This window comes from Corynebacterium sp. NPDC104732, from assembly GCF_055583565.1.
The window spans coordinates 160,953-183,160 of sequence record NZ_JBVJNS010000001.1 but is presented as its reverse complement, the minus strand read 5'-3'; the positions used below and the strand labels follow the sequence as shown (position 1 = coordinate 183,160).

22 protein-coding genes are annotated in these 22,208 nt (G+C 60.8%); 19 read left to right on the top strand and 3 right to left on the bottom strand.

All coding sequences use genetic code 11. The annotated features are described in order from the left end of the window. Positions 1-3 precede the first annotated feature (3 nt). The 7 genes from ACZ6ZO_RS00870 (at position 4) to ACZ6ZO_RS00840 (ending at position 5,178) form a co-directional block, all read left to right on the top strand. On the top strand, positions 4-504 hold the full coding sequence (locus ACZ6ZO_RS00870) for a shikimate kinase (RefSeq protein WP_182386222.1): 501 nt from the start codon (positions 4-6) through the stop codon (positions 502-504). Then, positions 501-1,514 carry a 3-dehydroquinate synthase gene (aroB, locus tag ACZ6ZO_RS00865; protein ID WP_182386221.1) on the top strand — a complete coding sequence of 338 codons (1,014 nt, stop codon included), beginning with the start codon at positions 501-503 and terminating at the stop codon, positions 1,512-1,514. The genes ACZ6ZO_RS00870 and aroB overlap by 4 nt, the downstream gene beginning before the upstream one ends. Beyond that, positions 1,511-1,933: a type II 3-dehydroquinate dehydratase gene (gene aroQ, locus ACZ6ZO_RS00860; RefSeq protein ID WP_182386220.1), complete on the top strand. Its 423-nt coding sequence runs from the start codon at positions 1,511-1,513 to the stop codon at positions 1,931-1,933. Before aroB ends, aroQ begins: the two co-directional genes overlap by 4 nt. Before the next feature lie 5 nt (positions 1,934-1,938). Then, positions 1,939-3,027: an aminopeptidase P family protein gene (locus tag ACZ6ZO_RS00855; protein ID WP_182386219.1), complete on the top strand. Its 1,089-nt coding sequence runs from the start codon at positions 1,939-1,941 to the stop codon at positions 3,025-3,027. Positions 3,028-3,063: 36 nt separating this feature from the next. Further along, a complete protein-coding gene (gene efp / locus ACZ6ZO_RS00850) occupies positions 3,064-3,627 on the top strand; it encodes an elongation factor P (protein WP_182386218.1) in 564 nt (187 codons plus the stop codon). Further along, on the top strand, positions 3,627-4,139 hold the full coding sequence (gene nusB, locus ACZ6ZO_RS00845) for a transcription antitermination factor NusB (protein ID WP_182386217.1): 513 nt from the start codon (positions 3,627-3,629) through the stop codon (positions 4,137-4,139). Before efp ends, nusB begins: the two co-directional genes overlap by 1 nt. 202 nt (positions 4,140-4,341) lie before the next feature. Next, positions 4,342-5,178, top strand: coding sequence for a PPK2 family polyphosphate kinase (locus ACZ6ZO_RS00840; protein WP_465289863.1), 837 nt, complete (start codon positions 4,342-4,344; stop codon positions 5,176-5,178). On the opposite strand, the gene ACZ6ZO_RS00835 is transcribed toward ACZ6ZO_RS00840, so the two are convergent. From ACZ6ZO_RS00835 to ACZ6ZO_RS00825, 3 genes are read right to left on the bottom strand one after another with little or no spacing between them, the layout of a single operon-like run. Then, the gene (locus ACZ6ZO_RS00835) at positions 5,165-5,515 is read right to left on the bottom strand and encodes a YbjN domain-containing protein (RefSeq protein WP_465289861.1); all 351 of its coding nucleotides are present in this window, start codon (positions 5,513-5,515) and stop codon (positions 5,165-5,167) included. The two genes, ACZ6ZO_RS00840 and ACZ6ZO_RS00835, sit on opposite strands and share 14 nt — an antisense overlap. Next, positions 5,506-5,850 carry a YbjN domain-containing protein gene (locus ACZ6ZO_RS00830; RefSeq protein WP_208767427.1) on the bottom strand — a complete coding sequence of 115 codons (345 nt, stop codon included), beginning with the start codon at positions 5,848-5,850 and terminating at the stop codon, positions 5,506-5,508. The genes ACZ6ZO_RS00835 and ACZ6ZO_RS00830 overlap by 10 nt, the downstream gene beginning before the upstream one ends. Then, positions 5,843-7,144 carry a TIGR01777 family oxidoreductase gene (locus tag ACZ6ZO_RS00825; RefSeq protein ID WP_465289859.1) on the bottom strand — a complete coding sequence of 434 codons (1,302 nt, stop codon included), beginning with the start codon at positions 7,142-7,144 and terminating at the stop codon, positions 5,843-5,845. The genes ACZ6ZO_RS00830 and ACZ6ZO_RS00825 overlap by 8 nt, the downstream gene beginning before the upstream one ends. 111 nt (positions 7,145-7,255) lie before the next feature. Between ACZ6ZO_RS00825 and pyrR the strand changes: the two genes are divergently transcribed. The 12 genes from pyrR to ACZ6ZO_RS00765 all read left to right on the top strand — a co-directional run bounded on the left by pyrR (position 7,256) and on the right by ACZ6ZO_RS00765 (position 22,186). Beyond that, on the top strand, positions 7,256-7,810 hold the full coding sequence (gene pyrR / locus ACZ6ZO_RS00820; RefSeq protein WP_182386212.1) for a bifunctional pyr operon transcriptional regulator/uracil phosphoribosyltransferase PyrR: 555 nt from the start codon (positions 7,256-7,258) through the stop codon (positions 7,808-7,810). 2 nt (positions 7,811-7,812) lie between these two features. After that, positions 7,813-8,748, top strand: coding sequence for an aspartate carbamoyltransferase catalytic subunit (locus ACZ6ZO_RS00815; RefSeq protein WP_465289857.1), 936 nt, complete (start codon positions 7,813-7,815; stop codon positions 8,746-8,748). Positions 8,749-8,750: 2 nt separating this feature from the next. After that, positions 8,751-10,091, top strand: a complete 1,341-nt coding sequence (locus ACZ6ZO_RS00810) for a dihydroorotase (RefSeq protein ID WP_208767430.1) — start codon at positions 8,751-8,753, stop codon at positions 10,089-10,091. Between the two features lie 22 nt (positions 10,092-10,113). Beyond that, entirely contained in the window at positions 10,114-11,241 is a 1,128-nt protein-coding gene (gene carA, locus ACZ6ZO_RS00805; RefSeq protein ID WP_182386209.1) for a glutamine-hydrolyzing carbamoyl-phosphate synthase small subunit, read from the top strand. Between the two features lie 27 nt (positions 11,242-11,268). After that, positions 11,269-14,610: a carbamoyl-phosphate synthase large subunit gene (gene carB, locus ACZ6ZO_RS00800; RefSeq protein WP_465289854.1), complete on the top strand. Its 3,342-nt coding sequence runs from the start codon at positions 11,269-11,271 to the stop codon at positions 14,608-14,610. Next, the gene (pyrF, locus tag ACZ6ZO_RS00795) at positions 14,611-15,450 is read left to right on the top strand and encodes an orotidine-5'-phosphate decarboxylase (RefSeq protein WP_465289852.1); all 840 of its coding nucleotides are present in this window, start codon (positions 14,611-14,613) and stop codon (positions 15,448-15,450) included. A 226-nt stretch (positions 15,451-15,676) separates the two neighbouring features. Further along, positions 15,677-16,003, top strand: a complete 327-nt coding sequence (gene mihF / locus ACZ6ZO_RS00790; protein ID WP_182386206.1) for an integration host factor, actinobacterial type — start codon at positions 15,677-15,679, stop codon at positions 16,001-16,003. 5 nt (positions 16,004-16,008) lie between these two features. Continuing rightward, entirely contained in the window at positions 16,009-16,584 is a 576-nt protein-coding gene (gene gmk / locus ACZ6ZO_RS00785) for a guanylate kinase (protein WP_182386205.1), read from the top strand. A gap of 90 nt (positions 16,585-16,674) precedes the next feature. Then, positions 16,675-16,962 carry a DNA-directed RNA polymerase subunit omega gene (gene rpoZ, locus ACZ6ZO_RS00780; protein ID WP_208767434.1) on the top strand — a complete coding sequence of 96 codons (288 nt, stop codon included), beginning with the start codon at positions 16,675-16,677 and terminating at the stop codon, positions 16,960-16,962. 682 nt (positions 16,963-17,644) lie between these two features. Further along, complete coding sequence (coaBC, locus tag ACZ6ZO_RS00775) at positions 17,645-18,886, top strand: bifunctional phosphopantothenoylcysteine decarboxylase/phosphopantothenate--cysteine ligase CoaBC (RefSeq protein ID WP_465289849.1); 1,242 nt, start codon at positions 17,645-17,647, stop codon at positions 18,884-18,886. A gap of 79 nt (positions 18,887-18,965) precedes the next feature. After that, entirely contained in the window at positions 18,966-20,168 is a 1,203-nt protein-coding gene (gene metK / locus ACZ6ZO_RS00770) for a methionine adenosyltransferase (protein WP_465289988.1), read from the top strand. An 11-nt stretch (positions 20,169-20,179) separates the two neighbouring features. Next, positions 20,180-22,186: a primosomal protein N' gene (locus ACZ6ZO_RS00765; RefSeq protein ID WP_465289847.1), complete on the top strand. Its 2,007-nt coding sequence runs from the start codon at positions 20,180-20,182 to the stop codon at positions 22,184-22,186. Positions 22,187-22,208: the final 22 nt, after the last annotated feature.

Here is a 22,208-nt window from a genome sequence, read left to right as displayed (position 1 = left end):
CGTATGTCCACTTTGGTTTTGGTCGGCCCACCCGGGGCCGGGAAATCTACCATCGGGCGCCGATTGGCGCGGGCATTGAACCAAGAATTCACCGATACCGACGAGCTCATTGCCCAGCAATTCGGGAAAACCTGTGGTGAGGTGTTTGCAGAACTCGGTGAGCCTCGGTTCCGGGAGATTGAGGAAGAGGTCGTCGCTAAGGCCGTGCGGGGCGGTGGCGTGGTGAGCCTCGGCGGTGGCGCCGTCCTCAGCCCCCGCACCCGCGAGCTGCTGCGCGACTACGAAGTGGTGTGGCTCGACGTGTCCGTCGTGGAGGGGCTGCGCCGGACACAGGACAATTCCCGCCCGGTGTTGCAGGCGGAAGATCCTGAGGCCCGCTACCGGGAAATCCTCACCACCCGCGAGCCTTTGTACCGCGAGGTGGCCAGCTACCGCGCGAAAACCAGCTCGACGACGCCACAGAAAGTCGTTACCGAAATTCTGACGCACCTGGAGGAACAGTGAGTATCAAGGTCGGCACTTCTTACGAGGTCCACATCGGGCGCAATCTCCTTGACCAGGTGGCAGCAACACCGACAGGTAAAGCCCTCATCGTTCACCAGCCCGTGATGCGGGATCACGCCAAGCAGCTTGCCGAGGCCTTCGAGGATGCTCACCTGTTTGAGATCCCTGATGCCGAGGAGGGCAAGACCCTCGCCGTGGCGGAGAAGGCCTGGGACTTACTAGGCAGCCTCGGATTTAGCCGCAGTGACCTCATCGTGGGGCTCGGCGGTGGCGCAACCACTGATGTCGCTGGTTTCATCGCGTCGGCGTGGATGCGGGGCATCCGCGTGGTGCAGGTGCCCACCACCTTGCTGGCTATGGTCGACGCCGCAGTTGGTGGCAAAACCGGTATCAACACCGCGGCCGGCAAAAATCTAGTCGGCGCATTCCATGAGCCTGCTGCGGTGTACGTGGACCTGGCTTTCCTGGACACTCTGCCACGCGAGGAGCTGGTGTCGGGGTCCGCCGAAATCATTAAGACGGGCTTTATCGCTGACGAAGAGATCCTGCGGATCTACGAGTCCGGCGAAGACAAGCTCCCTGAGCTCATCGAACGCTCCATTGCCGTGAAAGCGCGCGTCGTGGCCGCCGACCTGAAGGAAAGCTCGCTGCGGGAAATCCTCAACTACGGCCACACCTTCGGACATGCCGTTGAGCTTGCGGAAAACTACCAGTGGCGCCACGGCAACGCCGTCGCAGTGGGGATGAGCTTCATCGCGCACCTGTCGCACCGCAAGGGGCTTATCGACGCCGATCTGCTGCAACGCCACCTGTCCATCATCACCGCCGCTGGCCTGCCTACCCGCTACGACGGTGATTTTGACGAGCTATATGACGGCATGACCCGCGACAAGAAGAATCGTGGTGGCGGGATCCGCTTCGTCGCCATCACCGCGGTGGGCGAGACCACGCGGTTGGAAGGCGTCACCAAGGAGGAGATGCGCGCCGCGTTTGAGGAGATGAACCGATGATTCTGGTGCTCAACGGACCGAACTTGGATCGGCTCGGGAAGCGACAACCCGAGATCTACGGTTTCACCACTCTCGCCGACGTCGAGGCTGACATCCGTCGCGTGGCCAGTGAGCTGGGCGTGGAAGTAGAGTGCCGGCAGTCCAACTACGAGGGGCAACTTATCGAATGGGTCCACGAGGCTGCCGAGAACGGGTGGAGCATCATCATCAATCCAGGCGGATACACGCACACCTCCGTCGCCCTCCGCGACGCCCTCGTGGAAACCACCTTCATTGAGGTACACATTTCCAATGTGCACGCGCGCGAACCTTTCCGCGCGCACAGCTACTTATCACCCATCGCGCGGGGCGTAATTGCGGGGCTTGGGGTGAAAGGATATGAATTAGCACTTCGCAGCCTAGCTGACGAAGTACTATAGATTTCATGTCTCATTTTGCCGATACCCGTTTCCTCACCCGCCGCCGTGCGCTGTCCGCAAAACTTGCTGGGCAGCGCATCGATTCCATGCTGGTCACGCACCTGACACACGTGCGGTTCTTGTCCAACTTCTCCGGCTCCAATGCTGCGTTGCTGGTAAACAAGGATCTCACTGCGAAAATATGCACCGATGGTCGCTACACCACCCAGATTTCTGAGGAAGTCCCGGATATCGACGCTCTGATCGAGCGAAACAGTGCCAGCGCGCTGTTGGCAACCGTGACGGGGCCACGTCGCGTGGGTTTCGAGGCGGATTATGTCTCCGTGGCGCAGCTGGAAAAGCTCAAGGAAGCAGCGGGGGACGACATCGTCCTGGTCCCCGTCACTGGGGTCATCGAGGAACTTCGCTTGCTGAAAGACGCCACCTCGCTGGAGCGGCTGCGTGACGTCGCGGCACTCGCTACTGGCTGCCTGGAACAACTCCTGGCAGGCCCGATTAAGGGTCGTACCGAGCGCGATGTTGCTGCAGAACTGGAATATCTCATGCGCAAGGCCGGCGCGGAACGACCCAGCTTCGACACCATCATGGCATCCGGTGAGAACAGCGCGAAACCACACCACGGCGCAGGTGACCGGGTCATCCAGGACGGGGATTTCCTCACCATTGATTTCGGTGCCCATGATCGCGGATTCAACTCCGACATGACCCGTACCTTTGTCGTCGGCGAGCCGTCCGAGCAGCAGCGCGAGATTTACAACCTGGTTCTTCAGGCGCAATTGGCCGGCGTTGCTGCGGCAACGCCGGGGACGGCGCTGTCGGACGTCGATAAGGCGTGCCGTGACATCATTGAGGCGGGAGGCTACGGTGACTATTTCGTCCACTCCACCGGCCACGGCGTCGGCCTCGATGTCCACGAGGCACCATACGCCGCGAAGACCAGCGAAGGCGTGCTCGAGGAAGGGATGACACTGACGATCGAACCCGGTATTTACGTTCCCGGAGTCGGTGGCGTCCGAATTGAGGACACGCTCATCATCACCGGTGGCGCGCCGGAAATCATCACCGTAATGTCCAAAGACCTTCGGGTGTTGTAGAATACTCGGGTTAATACCTAAAGAGGGAGATTTTTCGTGGCGACTACCGCTGATTTCAAGAACGGCCTTGTCCTGAAGATGGAAGGCAAGCTCCAGCAGATCATCGAGTTCCAGCACGTCAAGCCAGGCAAGGGCCCAGCTTTCGTGCGCACCAAGCTCAAGGACGTGGTCTCCGGCAAGATCGTCGACAAGACCTTCAACGCTGGCGTCAAGGTTGAAACCGCAACCGTCGACCGTCGTGACATGACCTACCTGTACTTTGACGGATCTTCCTACGTCCTCATGGATTCCAAGACCTACGACCAGATCGAACTCGCACCACACCTGATGGGTGAGGGCGCAAAGTTCCTGCTGGAAAACATGGTTGTTCAGGTGTCCTTCCACGAAGGTGAGCCACTGTTCGCAGAACTGCCAATTTCTGTTGACCTGAAGATTGAGCACACCGACCCAGGCCTGCAGGGCGATCGCTCCACCGGTGGCACCAAGCCTGCCACCCTGGAGACCGGCGCGGAAATCCAGGTCCCGCTGTTCCTCGAAACCGGCAACGTGGTCAAGGTAGACACCCGCGACGGCTCTTACCTCTCTCGCGTCAACAACTAATGCGCAACGATCCGAAACGACGCGGCGCCCGCTACAAAGCACGTCGCCGCGCAGTTGACATTCTTTTCGAGGCCGAAGCCCGCGACGTCGACCCAGTTGCCGTCGTTGAAGACCGCATCGAACTCGCACGCCTCCCCGAGCCACCGGTCGCGCCCGTTGCACCGTACTCGCAGGAGATTGTGCGTGGTGTCGCCGTCGAGCTCGACCGCATCGATGAGGCCATCGAGCGGTTCCTTGCCGAGACCTGGACGCTGGAACGCATCCCAGCAGTCGACCGGGCGATCCTGCGTGTCGCCACCTGGGAAATCCTGTTCAACCCAGAGGTTCCGCGCAAGACCGCTGTAGTGGAAGGCATCGAACTTGCGTCCGAGTACTCCACCGACGTAGCTCCGCCATACATCAACGCCGTACTCGACGACGTGCTCAGCAACGCCGACGAGATTCTCGCCGCGCCCGAAGAAGTAGCTTCTGAGGTTGCTTCCGAGGATTCTCCTGAGGCTGAAACGTCGTAGTCGTAGCTGGAAGTGTGAACCCCCGATCCATCGTGGTCGGGGGTTTGGCGGTTCTATCACCCGATGTGCAAGTCCTGTTTTTCGAGTCTCGGTGAATAAAATGGCTATGCCCCGTCAAACCGGCCTAACGGGCTCCGAGACTCGAATTCTAGGTTTCGAGTTTCCGTACTCCCGCCAGCCCCGACGCCCGTACACTGGCTCTATGAGCACATTGACAGTTAAAGAAGCAAAAAGCTTGCGGTTTACCACCATGGATGTGGATCCGCAGGCGACGCCGGGCTTTAAAGGCGACAAAGCAGCTATCGAGAAGAATGCTGAGAAGGTTGATGCCGAGCTGCGGGAGTTGCAGGAGAAGCTTTACGCTAACGCGCGGTCGGGCGATAACCCGGGCAGTGTGCTGATTGTGCTGCAGGGGATGGATACCTCGGGCAAGGGCGGGGTGGTCAAGCATACGCTTGATCCGCTCGATCCGCAGGGAGTGCACATCGCGAGCTTTGGAAAGCCTACCGAGGAAGAGTTGGCGCACGATTTTTTGTGGCGGGTGGAAAAGCAGCTGCCTGCGCAGGGAAAGATCGGGATCTTTGACCGTTCGCATTATGAGGATGTGATCATGCATCGCGTTCATCAGCTCTCCAGCCCGGAGGAGATCGAACGCCGGTACGGGGCGATCAACGATTTTGAGGCGCGGCTGGTGAAAAGCGGCACCCGGGTGATTAAGGTGTTCTTGCACATTTCGCGTAAGTTCCAGAAGGAGAATTTGCTCGAGCGTCTGGAAGATCCGGAAAAATACTGGAAGTACAACCCCGGGGACGTGGATGAGCGCGCCCGATGGGACGACTATATGGAGGCGTATCGGATTGCGTTTGAGCGCACCGATACCGGCGCCGCGCCGTGGTACATCGTGCCAAGCGATAACAAGCCGTACGCCAGGCTGGTGGTGAAGATGCTGCTTCTCGACGTCCTACGCAGCATGAACTTGGACTGGCCAGCGCCTGATTTTGATGTTGCTAGGGAACTGGAACGCGTCAAGAATTCTTAGCAGCAAACAGCTGATCGATGCCAACCTTGAGCAGGTGCTTGAGTTGTTCATCGTCCAGACCCGCAGCGGTTGGGAAACTATATTCCAATCGGGTGAGAGGGGATTGGGCGTCGATAAGCGCGGCGCTCACAAACAGTGGGGCAGCGTTGACCTCGTTGCACCACGGGATGGACGTGGCGGGGCAGTCCATGCGTAGCACCACCTGTGACGGCAGCGAGAGGACCTGCATCAACTGTCCATTCAAATCAGCGACCCACAAGCGTGGCGTCGGAGTCGGGGTGAGCTCCACGCCGAGAGCGCGGGCCGAGTCGAGGATACGGGGGTATGTTACTTCCATTGTGCAAACCATTCGCAAGCGGATCCGATCGAGCCAAGAGCACTGGCGAGGAAGAATCCGAGTTGATCATCAGTCGGGTCCGCCAGCGCTAGCCCAGCCTTAAAATACAGCTCCCCACCCAGCACAAACGCTGTTGGATTTGGGTGTTCGACATTCCACTGGTTGACCTTCGTGAGGTTCTTAAACGGCTCCCGGTACCGGGCGCTCACCAGCAGCTGCTGGCCCGACCACAACACGGTGATCGCCACGTCATCGAACCCCGTGGACACGCTCCGGTCGTCGGACACGTAGGCAATGCCCTCAGCATCAAAAAACGCCGCCACTCGATTAAGCACGATGTCCTCCCAATTCGTGAGCCAGCGCCTCAGATAGCGCAGGGAAACGGAACTGCTCAAACGACGTCGCTACCCGCTGATCCGCCAAGGCCAACTCCGTCGCGCCTTCCTTACCCAACAGCAGTTTCGGGCCGAAGCTCGGCACGTTCAGCAGTGCGGGACGACGCAGCTCCTTCGCCAAACATTCCGCGAACTCAGAATTGCGCACCGGCTGGGGCGCCACCGCATTGACCGGGCCGGATATGTCCGAAAACAACGCGGTGGCATACATATCCACCAAGTCATCGATAGCCACCCAGCTCATCCACTGCTCACCCGTCCCCAATGGGCCACCGAGTCCGGTAGAAAACAGGGCCTTGAATACCGGCAGCAACCCACCCCGACCAGAAAGCGCCAGCCCGGTACGCATCAGCACCGTCCGCTTCGTGCAGGTTGCCGCGGAAGCCTCCCATTGCTGCACCACATCCGCCAAGAAACCTGAGCCTGCCGGTGAATCGACAGTGACAGGGGCGTCTCCACCGCAGGACGGGCCATAGAAACCGACCGCAGAAGCGGAAATCATAGCCTGGCACGTTTCGGACCGGGACACGAGGTCTGCCAGCTTTGCTGTCGGCTCCACCCGGGACTCGACCAACAGTGCCTTGTGACTGTCTGTAAACCGGCCCCCAATAGGCTCTCCGGCCAGGTGAATGAGGGCGTCCACCCCGTCCAACAGGTCAGCAGCCGGGGCGTGCGGGTTCCAGTGTCGTTGGCCCTCCTTCACATTGCCGCGAACAAGCTGAACTACCGTCACACCCATCGTGGACAAAAATGCAGACAGGGCGCGCCCCACCAGACCGCGGGATCCCGTCATCGCCACAGTGAGGGGGCGGGTGTCCAACCGGGCGGCAGTGGTGAGATCCCCGAGCAGCTGGGCCTGGCGGTAGGCGAAGGTGGCCCGCACTGTGGCAGAGGGGACGCGGGTATCGACAAAGTCCGTGACGGTGCACCCGCCTTCCGCATCCGCAAACCGGTGTACGTGCCGCCACTGCGCGAAAGCCTTAAATGGGGCCGACACACATTCGTCGGCGAATTGCCGACCACCCCGATAGGCGGTGATGTCATGGCGCGCGATCCACTTGAGGCCTGCGGGGAGGGAAAAGATAGTTGTGCCGTCGGCAAGGCTGTTGGCCTGACGCACGGGGGTCATCGGCAAAAATGGGGGTGACAGCCGGGTGATGGCACCCTTTCGGGTGTGGTACTCCCAGACGGTGGCGCGGTCGAACGGCAGGAATTGCGTGGTGGTGTAGCTCATTCGTTGTGCCTTTCGTGCCTGGGTAGGTACCGGTGCTAGACTCGTCGTTGCCATACCAGCATAGAGACATCCTTTAATGGTCCGCACAGAGAGGCGGGGAAGGAGGTCACGATGAGCGACAACGTGGAAACCGAACTGCTGTCCACAGCAGATGTTGGTCGAACCGTCGCGCGAATCGCGCACCAAATTATTGAAAAGACGGCCCTGGATGCCCCAGGGAGTGCCCGAGTGGTCTTGCTTGGCATTCCATCCGGAGGCGTCCCACTAGCGCAGCGACTAGCTGCGAAGATCGAAGAATTCTCCGGGCAGCGGGTTCCCACCGGCTCGGTAGACATCACCTTGTACCGCGACGATCTGCGCAAGAAGCCGCATCGCGCGCTACTTCCCACAGTGATCCCCGAGTCCATTGACGGAGCAACGGTCATCCTCGTCGATGACGTGCTGTTTTCCGGACGTACGATCCGGGCTGCGCTCGATGCGCTGCGGGATGAAGGTCGCCCGGCGATGATCCAACTGGCTGTCTTGGTCGACCGTGGCCACCGCCAGCTACCGATCCGTGCCGACTACGTGGGCAAAAACATCCCGACGTCCAAGGACGAAGACGTGATCGTTCGCCTGTCGGAAATCGACGGCCACGACAGCGTCACCATCACTCGAGAAAGCTGACTATGAAGCACTTGCTGAATATTGCTGACTTAAGCTCCGAGGAAATCATCGGGCTTTTGGATGAAGCTGATAAGTTCCGCGAGGCTCTTGAAGGACGCGAGGTAAAGAAGCTGCCCACCCTGCGTGGTCGCACCATCTTCACCATGTTCTACGAGAACTCGACCCGTACCCGTTCCTCCTTCGAAACCGCCGGCAAATGGATGAGCGCAGATGTTATCAACATTTCCGCGTCCAGCTCCTCGGTGAAGAAAGGCGAATCCCTCAAGGACACCGCTGCCACACTAGCCGCCGTTGGCGCCGACGCGATTGTGATGCGACACCCGTCGTCAGGCGCGGCGCAGCAGGTAGCACAGTGGCTCAGCCCCGACGGAGTGAGTGGCCCGTCCATCATCAACGCCGGCGATGGCGCGCACCAACACCCAACGCAGGCGCTTCTCGACGCCGTCACCATGCGCCAACGCCTCGGCCGGATCACCGGTCTCAAGGTCGTCATTGTGGGTGACTGCCTGCACTCGCGTGTGGTCCGCTCCAACGTGGATCTGCATGCCACCCTTGGCAATGAGGTGGTCCTCATCGCGCCACCGACACTGTTGCCAACAGGCGTGGAGCACTGGCCGGTGCGCTTCGCCTATGACATGGATGAAGAGATTAAGGACGCGGACGTCGTTATGATGCTGCGCGTCCAGCAGGAGCGCATGCACGGCGGGTTCTTCCCGTCGCACCGCGAATATGCGACGCTCTACGGCATGTCCAAAGCCCGGGCCGCGTCGATGCGTGACGATGCGATCATCATGCACCCCGGCCCCATGCTGCGCGGGATGGAAATGAATTACCACGTGGCCGATGCACCACAGACCGCCGTATTGCAGCAGGTCAGCAACGGTGTGCACGTGCGCATGGCAGTGCTGTTCACCACTTTGATCGGGACGGAGGGCTAAGAATGCACTACCCAGAAACCGGGCAACTCGCGCCAGTGGCGGAGCAGTCCTTATTGATTAAAAACGTCCGCCCCTACGGTGAAGACACTGTTGATGTGTTCGTAGAAAACGGCGAGATCACCCAGATCGGCGCCAACTTGGATGTCACGGCGGATCGAGAAATCGACGGGCAAGGCCAGGTTCTGCTTCCAGGCTTGGTGGATATTCACGTCCACCTGCGGGAGCCGGGCCGTGAGGACACCGAAACCCTCGCTACCGGTTCGGCAGCTGCTGCGAAGGGCGGGTTTACCGCCGTGTTTACTATGGCCAACACCATCCCGGTGATGGATCAACCGACCATCGCAGAATCAGTGTGGCTGAAATCCCAGGCCCTTGGGCTGTGCGATGTGCACCCGGTGGGATCGATCACCAAGGGCCTCGAAGGCACTGAGATCACCGAGTTCGGCATGATGGCCCGCTCCGCAGCCAAGGTGCGGATGTTCTCCGATGACGGCAAATGCGTGGACAACCCGATGATCATGCGCCGTGCCATCGAGTACGCCAAAGGCCAGGACGTGTTGCTCGCGCAGCACTGCGAGGACCTCCGCCTGACAGACAACGCCCCAGCCCATGAAGGTGAAACCGCAGCCCGGCTCGGGCTGCGCGGGTGGCCCCGTGCCGCCGAGGAATCCATCGTTGCCCGCGACTCTCTCCTCACTCGTGACTACGGCACCCGCATGCACATCTGCCACCTGTCCACCGTCGGCTCTGTGGAGCTGGTCAAATGGGCAAAGAGCCAGGGCATTCCGATCACCGCGGAAGTCACGCCACACCACCTGGTGCTTACCGACGCGTTGCTGGAATCCTACGACGGCGTGTACCGCGTGAATCCACCGCTGCGGGAAGACCACGACACCGTGGCGCTGCGCCAAGCCCTGCTCGACGGGATCATCGACTGCGTCGCCACCGACCACGCCCCACACGGCTCGGAAGAAAAGTGCGTCGAATTCGAGCACGCTCGGCCCGGCATGCTGGGGCTGGAAACCTCGCTGGCAGTGATCGCTGATACCTTCGTTCGCACCGGCCAGGCCGATTGGCGCTGGGTGGCAAAAGTCATGTCCGAACGTCCCGCCGAGATCGTCCGGCTGCCGGGCCATGGTCGCCCGATCGCCGTCGGCGAGCCAGCAAACTTGACCCTCGTTGCGGAAGACACCACCTGGATTGCACGTGGCGTGGACATGGATTCCAAGGCGGAAAACACTCCGTACGAAGGCACGGAGTTCCACACCAAGGTCACTACCACCATCCTGCGTGGCCACATCACCTGTGCTGAAGGCAAGGCCGCCGCGCCTCGCGCCGTATAAGTTAAATAGAAAGGTTTTCACAGTGAACAACGACGTACCAGCAATCTTGGTGCTGGCCGACGGCCGCACGTTCCGCGGTACCGGCTTCGGCGCGACCGGAACCACCCTCGGCGAAGCAGTTTTTACCACTTCTATGACGGGTTACCAGGAGTCCATGACGGACCCATCCTTCCACCGCCAGATTCTGGTCACCGCCGCACCGCACATCGGTAACACCGGTTGGAACGACGAGGACAATGAATCCCACGACAACCGCATCTGGGTTGCCGGCCTTGTGATCCGCGATCTGTCCCAGCAGGTGTCCAACTGGCGGGCGAAGCGGAGCCTTCCGGAACAGATGCAGGCCCAGGACTGCATCGGTATCGCGGGCGTCGATACGCGCGCGCTGGTGCGCCACCTGCGCAACCACGGTTCAATCGCAGCCGGCATTTTCTCCGGCGATGACGCCTTGAAGCCCGAGGCAGAACTGCTGGAAATTGTGAAGGCGCAGCCAGCGATGGCCGGAGCCGACCTCGCGGCAGAGGTATCCACCAAGGAACCCTACGTGCTAGAGGCGGAAGGGGAGACCAAGTACACCGTCGTGGCCTACGACATGGGCATTAAGTCCCAGACCCCACGCAACTTCGCTGCCCGTGGCATCAAGACCGTCGTGGTCCCAGCAAACACTCCATTTGAGGAAATCAAGCAGTACAACCCGGACGGCGTGTTTATTTCCAACGGCCCTGGTGACCCAGCAACTGCAGACGTGATGGTGGGCATTGTTGAAGACATCATCAAGGCAGATCTGCCACTGTTCGGTATCTGCTTCGGTAACCAGATCTTCGGACGCGCCTTGGGGCTCAAGACCTACAAGATGAAGTTCGGCCACCGTGGCGTGAACATCCCGGTGCTCGACCACGTCACGAACAAGATCTACATCACCTCCCAGAACCACGGCTTTGCCCTGGAAGGTGAGGCCGGGATGGAGTTTGAATCACCATTCGGCCCGGCACACGTCACCCACACCTGCCTCAACGACGGCACCGTGGAGGGCGTGGCGCTGAAATCCGGTCGCGCATTCTCGGTCCAGTACCACCCAGAGTCCGCCGCCGGCCCACACGACGCCAACCCTCTATTCGACCAGTTCCTCGAGCTGCTCGGCTCCAAGTAACACCGATCGACCACGAAAGGAAAAACAATGCCAAAGCGCACCGACATTAAGCACGTTCTGGTCATCGGTTCCGGCCCGATTGTCATCGGCCAGGCCTGTGAGTTCGACTACTCCGGCACCCAGGCATGCCGCGTGCTCAAGGAAGAGGGCCTGCGGGTTACCCTCATTAATTCGAACCCAGCCACCATCATGACGGACCCTGAGTTCGCCGACCACACCTACGTGGAGCCGATTCAGCCGGAATACATCGAGAAGATCTTTGAAAAGGAGATCGCTCAGGGGCACCCTATCGACGCCGTCCTCGCCACCCTCGGTGGCCAGACCGCATTGAACGCGGCCATCCAGTTGGATCGACGTGGCTCACTGAAGAAGTACAACGTAGAGCTGATCGGCGCGGACATCCCGGCTATTCAGCGTGGTGAAGACCGCCAGATGTTCAAGGACATCGTAGCCAAGATTGGCGGCGAGTCTGCCCGCTCCCGCGTCTGCCACAACATGGAGGAAGTCCACGAAACCGTGGCCGAACTGGGCTTGCCGGTAGTGGTCCGCCCATCCTTCACCATGGGTGGCCTCGGCTCCGGCCTGGCTTTTAACGACGAAGACCTCGAGCGCATCGCCGGTGGTGGCCTCGCAGCCTCCCCAGAAGCCAACGTCCTGATCGAGGAGTCCATCCTCGGCTGGAAGGAATTCGAGCTCGAGCTCATGCGTGACGGCAACGACAACGTCGTGGTCGTCTGCTCAATCGAGAACGTTGACGCTCTCGGCGTCCACACCGGCGACTCCGTCACCGTCGCCCCATCCATGACCCTGACGGACCGCGAGTTCCAAGTCATGCGCGACCAAGGCATCGCGATCATCCGCGAAGTGGGCGTGGACACCGGCGGCTGCAACATCCAGTTCGCCATCAACCCGCGCGACGGCCGCATCATCACCATTGAGATGAACCCGCGCGTGTCCCGCTCCTCGGCGCTTGCTTCGAAGGCCACCGGCTTCCCAATCGCGAAGATCGCCGCGAAGCTAGCCATCGGATACACTTTGGATGAAATCACGAACGACATCACGGGTGTTACGCCTGCGGCATTTGAGCCAACGCTGGATTACGTCGTCGTTAAGGCGCCGCGCTTTGCCTTCGAGAAGTTCGTCCGCGCAGACGACACCCTCACCACCACCATGAAGTCCGTGGGTGAGGCCATGGCCCTGGGCCGTAACTACATCGGTGCGCTGGGCAAGGTCATGCGTTCGTTGGAGAACAAGCAGGCCGGTTTCTGGACCATGCCTGACGAATACTTCGCCGGCGACCGCGCCACCGACGTCGACGCCGTCCTGGAAGACCTCAAGCGCCCCACCGAAGGCCGCCTGTACGACGCCGAACTGGCCCTCCGCCTCGGCGCCACCATCGACCAGGTCTACGCCGCCTCCGGCATCGACCCGTGGTTCCTTGGCGAGCTGCAGGTGCTGGTGGACTTCCGCCAGCAGCTTATCGACGCCCCCGTCCTCAACGAACAGCTGCTGCGCAAGGCGAAGTTCCTCGGCCTGTCCGACCGCCAGATCGCAGCCCTGCGCCCAGAGTTCGCAGGTGAAGATGGCATCCGTCGCCTGCGCTGGTCCCTCGGCATCCGCCCAGTGTTCAAGACCGTGGACACCTGCGCCGCGGAATTCGAGGCACAGACTCCATATCACTACTCGGCCTACGAGCTGGATCCGGCAGCCGAGTCCGAGGTCTCGCCACAGACCGAAAAGGACAAGGTCATCATCTTGGGCTCCGGACCGAACCGCATCGGCCAGGGCATCGAGTTCGACTACTCCTGTGTCCACGCCGCCCTGGAGCTCTCCCGCGTCGGATATGAGACCGTGATGGTCAACTGCAACCCGGAGACTGTGTCTACTGACTACGACACCGCAGACCGCCTCTACTTTGAGCCGCTGACCTTCGAAGATGTCATGGAGGTCTACCACGCGGAGTGCCAGTCCGGAAACGTCGCCGGCGTCATCGTTCAGTTGGGTGGTCAGACTCCACTGGGCCTGGCAGAAAAGCTCCGCGACGCTGGAGTGCCAGTCGTGGGCACCAGTCCGGAGGCCATCAACCTGGCCGAGGACCGTGGCGAGTTCGGCGAGGTGCTCCGCGCAGCTCAGCTGCCAGCCCCAGCCTTCGGCACCGCTACCTCCTTCGAGGAAGCACGCTCTGTGGCTACCTCCATCGGTTACCCGGTCCTGGTCCGTCCGTCCTATGTGCTCGGCGGCCGCGGCATGGAGATCGTCTACGACGAAGCCTCCCTGAAGGATTACATTGAGCGCGCTACGGAGATCACCTCTGACCACCCAGTTCTGGTTGACCGTTTCCTGGACAACGCGATCGAGATCGACGTCGACGCGCTGTGCGATGGGGAAGAGGTGTACCTGGCTGGCGTGATGGAGCACATCGAGGAAGCCGGCATCCACTCCGGTGACTCCGCGTGCGCACTACCTCCAATGACCCTCGGTGCCGAGGACATCAACAAGGTGAGGGAATCCACCAAGGCTCTCGCCCACGGCATCGGTGTGAAGGGCCTGATGAACGTGCAGTTCGCGCTCAAGGACGACATCCTCTACGTCATCGAGGCGAACCCACGTGCATCCCGCACGGTTCCATTCGTCTCCAAGGCTACGGGCGTGCCACTGGCTAAGGCTGCCTCCCGCATTTCCCTGGGTGCTACCATCGCTGAGCTCCGCGCTGAAGGCATGATCCCATCCGATCACGACGGTGGCTCCCTGCCACTGGATACCCCAATCGCAGTGAAGGAAGCTGTGCTGCCGTTCAACCGCTTCCGTCGCCCGGATGGCACCATGCTGGACTCCCTGCTGAGCCCAGAAATGAAGTCCACTGGTGAGGTCATGGGTCTGGCTGATAACTTCGGCGCCGCCTACAACAAGGCCGAGGCTGCCGCATTCGGCGAGCTGCCCACCGAGGGAACCGTGTTCGTATCCGTAGCTAACCGCGACAAGCGCACCCTGATCTTCCCAATCCAGCGCCTGGCGACCCTCGGCTTCAAGATCCTGGCCACCTCTGGTACTGCGGGCATGCTGCGTCGTAACGGTGTGCCGTGTGAGACCGTGCTGAAGCAGTCTGAGGCCCGCGGCACCGGCCGCGAGTCGGTGGTGGACATGATCATCTCCGGTCAGATTGACCTGATCCTGAATACCCCGGCAGGGTCCGCCGGTGCCCGCAACGACGGCTACGACATCCGCGCAGCCGCTGTCAACGCCGGTGTCCCCCTCGTCACCACGGTCCAGGGCGTTACCGCTGCTGTCCAGGGCATTGAGGCGCTGCGCGCCGGTGAGCTCGGTGTACGTGCGCTGCAGGAGCTGGATCACTCGGCAGGGGAGAAGTAAGTGGAAACCTTCGGCAGTAAACTCCTGGCCGCGACCGCTGAGCGTGGCAGGCTCTGCGTCGGAATTGATCCGCACCCGTCGCTGCTCACCGCGTGGAACCTCCCGGTTTCTGCCGAAGGTGTGGCAGAGTTCTCCCGTATCTGCGTTGCCGCATTTGGGGACACGGTGGCCGTCGTCAAGCCGCAAGTAGCGTTTTACGAAGCTTACGGCGCGAAAGGATTCGCCATCCTGGAGGAGACCATCGGCGCGCTCAAGGAGAAGGGCACGCTGGTGCTTGCCGACGCCAAACGCGGCGATATCGGGTCCACCATGGCGGCATACGCAATGGCTTGGCTCCACCCAGAGTCAGCCCTCGTCTGCGACGCCGTCACGGTGTCTCCCTACCTGGGGGTCGGCGCCCTGCAACCGGCGTTTGAACTTGCGAACCAGCACGGCAAAGGCGTGTACGTGCTGGCGGCGACCTCAAACCCCGAGGGGCAATCCGTGCAGGGCAATCGCTCCGACGCCGACGTAACCCTGGCACAGCAGGTGGTGGACGAAGTGGCGGCGCTAAACCGCACTACTGCTCCCAGTGGCAAACCCGGCAACTTTGGTGTCGTGGTTGGTGCAACGCTCAGCCAGGCCCCAGACCTCTCGCGGTTGAATGGGTCAGTGTTGATGCCGGGCGTCGGTGCGCAGGGTGGCTCCGCGGCCGATGTGGCCCGATTAGCAGCGGGCGTTGAGCACCTGGCCATCCCGAATATCTCGCGCGCAGTCCTGCAAGCAGGACCTGATGTGGCGGATCTGCGTCACGCCGCGCGGGCGGCCGCCCAGGAATTTCCTGGACTATCGGCGCCCTAAAGCATAGCGATGACCTGGGATTATCCCAGGTCATTTTTGTCTGCTGCCTCCTTTGTGACATGCAGTTATGGTGGTGTCACCACGGCTTTTACGGAAGTAGTGCTAGACTGATCGAAGCTTGCCCGAAAACCAGCTGGAGATTCTCAAATCTTCCCTGGTGGGGCGGCAAGATGAAAAGGGCGATTATCGCCCAGACAATGGACACTTATTAGAATCGGAGGAACCCGTGGCCCTTCCAAAGTTGACCGACGAGCAGCGTAAAGAAGCCCTCGCCAAGGCAGCTGAAGCCCGCAAGGCACGTGCAGAGCTGAAGGAACAGCTCAAGCGCGGTGGCACGAACCTGAAGGAAGTTCTCGACAAGGCTCAGTCTGACGAGATCATCGGCAAGACCAAGGTTTCCGCTCTTCTCGAAGCTATGCCAAAGGTTGGCAAGGTAAAGGCTAAGGAGATCATGGAAGAGCTGGAGATTGCTCAGACCCGTCGCCTGCGTGGCCTGGGCGACCGTCAGCGTCGCGCCCTGCTCGAGCGCTTCGGTTTCTCTGAGGACGACTAAGTCAGATGGCCGGCGATAACCAGCGGGGAAATCTCGTCGTACTGGCGGGGCCCTCCGCCGTGGGCAAATCCACGGTGGTTCATCGCCTTCGGGAAGAAGTTCCCGGACTTTACTTCTCGGTCTCAATGACGACTCGTGCGCCACGACCAGGTGAAGTCCACGGACAGGACTACTTCTATGTCACTCCCGAACAGTTTCAAGAGCACATTGACCGTGGCGAAATGCTCGAATGGGCAGATATCCACGGTGGGTTGCAACGTTCCGGCACCCCCGCCGGGCCGGTGCTGGAAGCACTGGAGGCCGGCAGACCAGTTCTCGTCGAAGTTGACCTGGTTGGTGCCCGCAACGTCGTCGCAGCCCTCCCAGAAACCCAAACGGTGTTTCTTGCACCCCCTTCATGGGAAGTGCTGGTGGAACGTCTGACCGGCCGTGGGACGGAAGCCGAAGATGTGATCGCACGTCGGCTGGAAACCGCACGTGCTGAGCTGGCCGCTCAGGAAGAATTCGACCATATCGTGGTCAACGACAATGTCGATGAAGCTGTGAATGCGATTTCTGCTATCCTGCAAAACCCGCGTTAACGCAAGGGATTAGCGAAACACCCGGTGCGGTCGCTAGAATAGACGACCGCACTGCTTTTATGTACAACCTCAAACCTGGAAAAGGTGTAAGTGACCCAAGTGAGCAACGACAACGCCGCCACTGCTGCCGTATTTGACCAGCCAGTGGGTATTACCGATCCACCGATCGATGAGCTGTTGGACAAGGTTTCTTCCAAGTACGCTCTGGTCATCTTTGCTGCCAAGCGCGCACGCCAGATCAACAGCTACTACCAGCAAGCCGACGAAGGTGTATTCGAGTTCGTTGGTCCGCTGGTAACCCCTGAGCCTCAGGAGAAGCCTCTGTCGATTGCGCTGCGGGAAATCAACCGTGGCATGCTGGATCACGAGGAAGGTTAAACTTCCAGCATATACCGCCTGGCCCTGTCTGGTTCGCTGCCGGCGAATCGGACGGGGCTTTCGCGGGTTAAGGGACAAAATGTGTGTCCGAATTCCACAGTAAAGCCAGGTCAAGGCATGTAAACAGGTGCTATATATTGTTTCGGGCCTGATAAACCCACAAATCTTGTTCAATACCGCTAGTGATACCGCACCTGTGCTAGCAGGTGCGGTTACCTAACTCCGGTGACCCAAAAACGGACCTGATGCCCCGTCTGCCTGGGACAAAAGCAACAACAACGGCACCACCAACACCAAAGCTGATTACACACACGCGGCAAACTTTTCGGGCCTTCCATGCTTATGCTGTCAGCTCAACCGCAAAGACCGATGCTGCAGGCTCGTGAGGTAACTCCCGAAGGAGTCTAGACCGCAGGTTCGCACCCCTTGTGTTACTTAACCCCGCAAAACCCGGGAAGCATTCCCCGGGTTTCGGTGATTTTTAAGGCTTCACACCTGCTATTTCACTGTGTTGGGCCCGAGATCCGGGGAATGCTTCCCGGGTTTTAGTAAGAAACTTCAGGGGCCGTGATCAGAGCCCCCAGGGGTGAGGTAACAACTGACAACACACCGACCGGACACACATTTTGTCCCTTAACCAGCGTTTCGTCCGAAGCATCTTAGCGTTAGGTATCGTGATGGTGTGAATAAACCATTGAACATTGTCGTTGGTGTTGCAGGCGGGATTGCTGCCTATAAGGCGTGCGGGCTGGTCCGCTTTTTTAAAGAGCTGGGGCACGAGGTGACCGTGGTTCCTACGCCCTCCGCGCTGCAATTCGTGGGCGCTGCGACCTTTGAGGCGTTGTCCGGAAACCGCGTCTCCACCACGGTATTTGAGGCCGTTGATGAGGTGCAGCATGTGCGCGTCGGGCAGGAAGCTGACCTAGTGGTGATTGCCCCGGCGACGGCAGATCTCATGGCGCGCCTCGTTGCAGGTCGTGCCGACGACTTGTTGACGGCGACGTGCCTCGTAGCCACATGCCCCGTCGTAGTCGCACCCGCTATGCATACCGAAATGTGGTGGAATCCCGCCACGCAGCACAATGTGTCGGTCCTGCGCGAGCGGGGGATAACGGTGCTCGACCCGGCCCACGGCCGACTGACGGGCAAGGATAGTGGGCCGGGACGGCTGCCGGAGCCAGTACAGATTGGCAATCTAGCGCTGACCGTGGCTGCCCGCGGTGGGTTTAACCGGGATCTGGCAGGCAAGCGGGTGTTGATTACCGCCGGTGGCACGCAGGAAAATGTCGATCCAGTTCGGTTCTTGGGGAACCGGTCGAGTGGCCGTCAGGGGTTTGCGTTAGCTGAGGTGGCTGCGCAGCGGGGCGCCCAGGTGACGGTGATTGCTGGGCATACTGATTTCCTGGAAACACCGTGTGGCGCTGAGGTAGTGCGCGTTGTTTCCGCTCGTGAGATGGCGGAGGCCGTGGCGCAGCGCGCTGGGGGCGCTGACGTGATCATCATGGCTGCCGCAGTGGCTGATTTCCGACCTGCGAGCGAGGCCTCGGCGAAGCTCAAGAAGGGCGTCAACGACTCTGATCTCACCACGATCTCACTGGTGGAGAATCCGGATATTTTGGCGACGACGGTACAGCGTCGCGCTGCGGGCGAGATTGGGGCAAGTGTGATCGTTGGTTTTGCTGCGGAGACGGGGTCAGCAGATCAGGATCCGCTGGAGCTGGCTAAGGCGAAGCTGCAGCGCAAGGGCTGTGACCTTTTGATGTTCAACCACGTGGGACACGGAAAGGTGTTCGGTCAGTTGGATAATTCCGGCTGGTTGCTCGCCCCCGATCGCGCACCGCGTGAGGTACCCAGTGGCAGCAAGTTTGAGGTAGCAGACGCAATCATCGACGCTATTGTAGATCTCACGGTTTTGCCATCTTAGACAGCTTGGTCTATTGTGGTGAATATTCGATGACCACTCTTTTAGTGAAAGAAGCATCTTGACTAACGCGAACTCCGCAGTGCGACTGTTTACCAGCGAATCGGTGACCGAGGGCCACCCGGATAAAATCTGCGACGCTATTTCTGACACCATCCTCGATGCGCTGCTGACCGAGGACCCGCACGCCCGCGTGGCCGTGGAGACCGTGGTGACCACGGGCCTCGTCCACATCGTCGGCGAGGTTCGCACCAGCGGTTATGTAGAGATCCCGAACTTGGTGCGCACCAAGCTGAAGGAGATTGGTTTCACCAGCTCCGAGGTAGGGTTCGATGGCACGACCTGCGGCGTGACGGTAGCGATCGGTGAGCAGTCTCAGGAGATTGGCGCCGGTGTGGACAATTCCCAGGAGGCCCGGGAGCGCACGGATGTTGATGACGATGACCGTGCTGGTGCCGGTGACCAGGGGTTGATGTTCGGCTACGCCTCCAACGAAACTGAGGAATATATGCCGTTGCCGATCGCGTTGGCGCACCGCCTGGCTCGGCGGTTGACTCAAGTGCGCAAGGAAGGCATTGTCCCACATCTGCGCCCCGACGGCAAGACCCAGGTCACGTTCGCTTATGACCAGGATGACAAGCCAAAATTCCTGGATACCGTGGTTATTTCAACTCAGCATGACCCGACGTGCACTCAGGAGTGGCTGGCAGAGCAGCTGCGTGAGCACGTGTTGGACTGGGTGATTGCTGATACCGGGTTGTCTCACTTGGTGACTGACGAACTCACTTTGCTGGTGAACCCTTCCGGGTCGTTCATCCTCGGTGGACCAATGGGCGACGCCGGTTTGACCGGCCGGAAAATCATTGTGGATACCTACGGCGGCATGGCCCGTCACGGTGGCGGCGCGTTCTCCGGTAAGGATCCAAGCAAGGTCGACCGTTCCGCGGCTTATGCCATGCGATGGGTAGCTAAGAACATCGTGGGCGCGGGGCTCGCTGATCGCGCCGAGGTGCAGGTGGCGTACGCCATTGGCCGCGCGAAGCCAGTGGGCCTATACGTAGAGACGTTCGGCACTGCGCGCGAAGGCCTCACTGACGAGCAGATCCAGGCAGCGGTGGCAAAGGTGTTTGACCTCCGACCGGCTGCGATCATCCGTGCGCTGGACCTGTTGCGCCCGATTTACGCGCAAACCGCGGCGTACGGTCACTTTGGGCGTACGGATCTTGATTTGCCGTGGGAGCAACTGAATCGCGTCGAGGAGCTGCGCGCCGCAGCTCTGGGGTAAAATCCTTGGGCATGAAGACCCGCACCGCAGCACCGCATTTGCCTGTGGCGCGGGTTTTGCCGTTGCTGGGGCTGGCTCACCTGGATCGCACCTTCGACTACTTGGTAGACACCGAGCTGGATGAGGTGGCGCAGCCGGGGGTTCGCCTGCGCATCCGGTTTGCGGGCAGGCTTATCGACGCCATCCTCCTGGAACGCCTTCCCAGCAGCGATCACGAGGGCCAGCTCAGCTGGCTGGAACGGATTATTTCTCCCGACGTGGTCTACCCGAAGGAAACCGCCGAGCTGGTGGAGGCGCTGTGTCGTCGTTATGCTGGCACCCGCTCGGATTTGATCCGTTCCGCGATCCCTGCGCGACATGGGGGTGCGGAGTCAGCCGACACGTCCCTGGCATGGGAAGAGCTGGGGTCTACCCAGGAACCTGACTTGTCGGATTGGGCCTGTTATACCCACGGCCAGTCCTTTGTTGATGCCGTGCTGGGTGGCGCGACCGCACGTGGCGTGTGGCAGGTGTGTCCCGGAATACCGTGGTGGCGCTCGCTGGCAGCGCTAGCGGCCAAGACCGCCATCGATGGGGGCGGTGTCCTCATTGTGGTGCCGGATCAGCGTGACGTGGACCGGTTGGAGCGGGCGCTGCGGGAGCACGTCGCGGCAAAGCAGGTCACTACGCTTACCGCGGCGTTGGGACCGCAGGCCCGGTACCGGCGGTTCCTTTCTGTGGTGCATGGCCAGGCCCGCATTGTGGTTGGCACCCGTAGCGCGGCATTTGCCCCAGTGGCAGACCTCCGCCTCGCGGTAGTGATGTTCGATCAGGATGATAACCTGGTTGACCCCCGCGCTCCGTACGTGCATGCCCGGGAGGTGCTCACCACGAAGAGTCAGCAGCAGGGGTGCGCCTTCCTCATTGGCGGCCATTCTCGCAGCGCGGAAGCCCAGTTGCTGGTGGAGACGGGATGGGCGCATGACATCGTGGCACCACGGGAGACAATTCGGCAGGCAATGCCACGCGTGACCGGTATCGGTGACCACGAGTTGTCCCGGGACCCGCTGGCACACCAGGCGCGCATTCCCCACGTCGCGTTCACCGCGGCGCGCGCTGCGTTGGAGCGGGGCACCCCGGTGTTGGTGCAATCACCCCGAAAAGGGTATCTGCCGACGCTGAGTTGTGGCACCTGTCGCACCCCAGCCCGCTGTCGCGCGTGCAATGGTCCGCTGGGGATTCCGGCTGATGAGGGCAACGCCCCTGGCGTGGTGAGTTGCCAGTGGTGTGGCCGGCCGGAAACGCATTTTCGCTGTTCGTCGTGCGGATCACCGAAGCTCCGCGCGGTGGTCTTTGGTAGCGGTAGGACCGCTGAGGAGCTTGGTCGGGCGTTCCCGGGAGTACGCATTATCATCTCCGGAGGGGCCACTGTGATCGATGAAGTGCCGAGTGAGCCGGCAATAGTCGTCGCAACGCCCGGCGCAGAGCCGGTCGGCGAGTATGGAGCGGCACTGCTGCTGGACCCCTGGGCGCTGCTCACCAGGGCAGATCTGCGGGCCACGGAGGATACGTTAGCGAAGTGGTTCCACGCAGCCTCGCTGGTGCAGTCGCATCGGGCGGGTGGGGAAGTTGTCGTCACAGCAGAATCGCGCGTGCCCGCGGTCCAAGCCTTGGTGCGGTGGGACCCCGTGTGGGCGGCCCGAGGGGAGCTGTATCAACGCAAGGAAGTCTCGCTACCTCCGACGGTGCACATGGCCGTTATCGACGGACCCGTCCGCACCGTGGAGAAGTACCTGGAGCTGCTAGAACTTCCCGAGCAGGCTGAGGTGTTAGGCCCGGTACCGTTGCCGAGCGGCGTGACTTTGCCCGGCGAATACGATACGGACGCCTTGGGGCCTCCACAACGTTTCTTGGTTCGTGTCCCGCTCGGCCCACGCGACGAACTAGGTACCGCACTGCGCACCGGGTTGATTCGGCGCGCCGCGATCAAGGACTCCGCGCCACTTAGAGTACAGGTAGATCCGGTGAATATTGGGTAGTGGCTAAGATAGCCAGTATTAA

Excerpts from the sequence above, each read along its gene's own strand:
- ACZ6ZO_RS00870 (WP_182386222.1), top strand. The coding sequence starts at position 4 with ATGTCCACTTTGGTTTTGGTCGGCCCACCCGGGGCCGGGAAATCTACC.
- aroQ (WP_182386220.1), top strand. The coding sequence starts at position 1,511 with ATGATTCTGGTGCTCAACGGACCGAACTTGGATCGGCTCGGGAAGCGA.
- ACZ6ZO_RS00855 (WP_182386219.1), top strand. The coding sequence starts at position 1,939 with ATGTCTCATTTTGCCGATACCCGTTTCCTCACCCGCCGCCGTGCGCTG.
- nusB (WP_182386217.1), top strand. The coding sequence starts at position 3,627 with ATGCGCAACGATCCGAAACGACGCGGCGCCCGCTACAAAGCACGTCGC.
- ACZ6ZO_RS00840 (WP_465289863.1), top strand. The coding sequence starts at position 4,342 with ATGAGCACATTGACAGTTAAAGAAGCAAAAAGCTTGCGGTTTACCACC.
- ACZ6ZO_RS00835 (WP_465289861.1), bottom strand. The coding sequence starts at position 5,515 with ATGGAAGTAACATACCCCCGTATCCTCGACTCGGCCCGCGCTCTCGGC.
- ACZ6ZO_RS00825 (WP_465289859.1), bottom strand. The coding sequence starts at position 7,144 with ATGAGCTACACCACCACGCAATTCCTGCCGTTCGACCGCGCCACCGTC.
- pyrR (WP_182386212.1), top strand. The coding sequence starts at position 7,256 with ATGAGCGACAACGTGGAAACCGAACTGCTGTCCACAGCAGATGTTGGT.
- ACZ6ZO_RS00815 (WP_465289857.1), top strand. The coding sequence starts at position 7,813 with ATGAAGCACTTGCTGAATATTGCTGACTTAAGCTCCGAGGAAATCATC.
- ACZ6ZO_RS00810 (WP_208767430.1), top strand. The coding sequence starts at position 8,751 with ATGCACTACCCAGAAACCGGGCAACTCGCGCCAGTGGCGGAGCAGTCC.
- carB (WP_465289854.1), top strand. The coding sequence starts at position 11,269 with ATGCCAAAGCGCACCGACATTAAGCACGTTCTGGTCATCGGTTCCGGC.
- gmk (WP_182386205.1), top strand. The coding sequence starts at position 16,009 with ATGGCCGGCGATAACCAGCGGGGAAATCTCGTCGTACTGGCGGGGCCC.
- ACZ6ZO_RS00765 (WP_465289847.1), top strand. The coding sequence starts at position 20,180 with ATGAAGACCCGCACCGCAGCACCGCATTTGCCTGTGGCGCGGGTTTTG.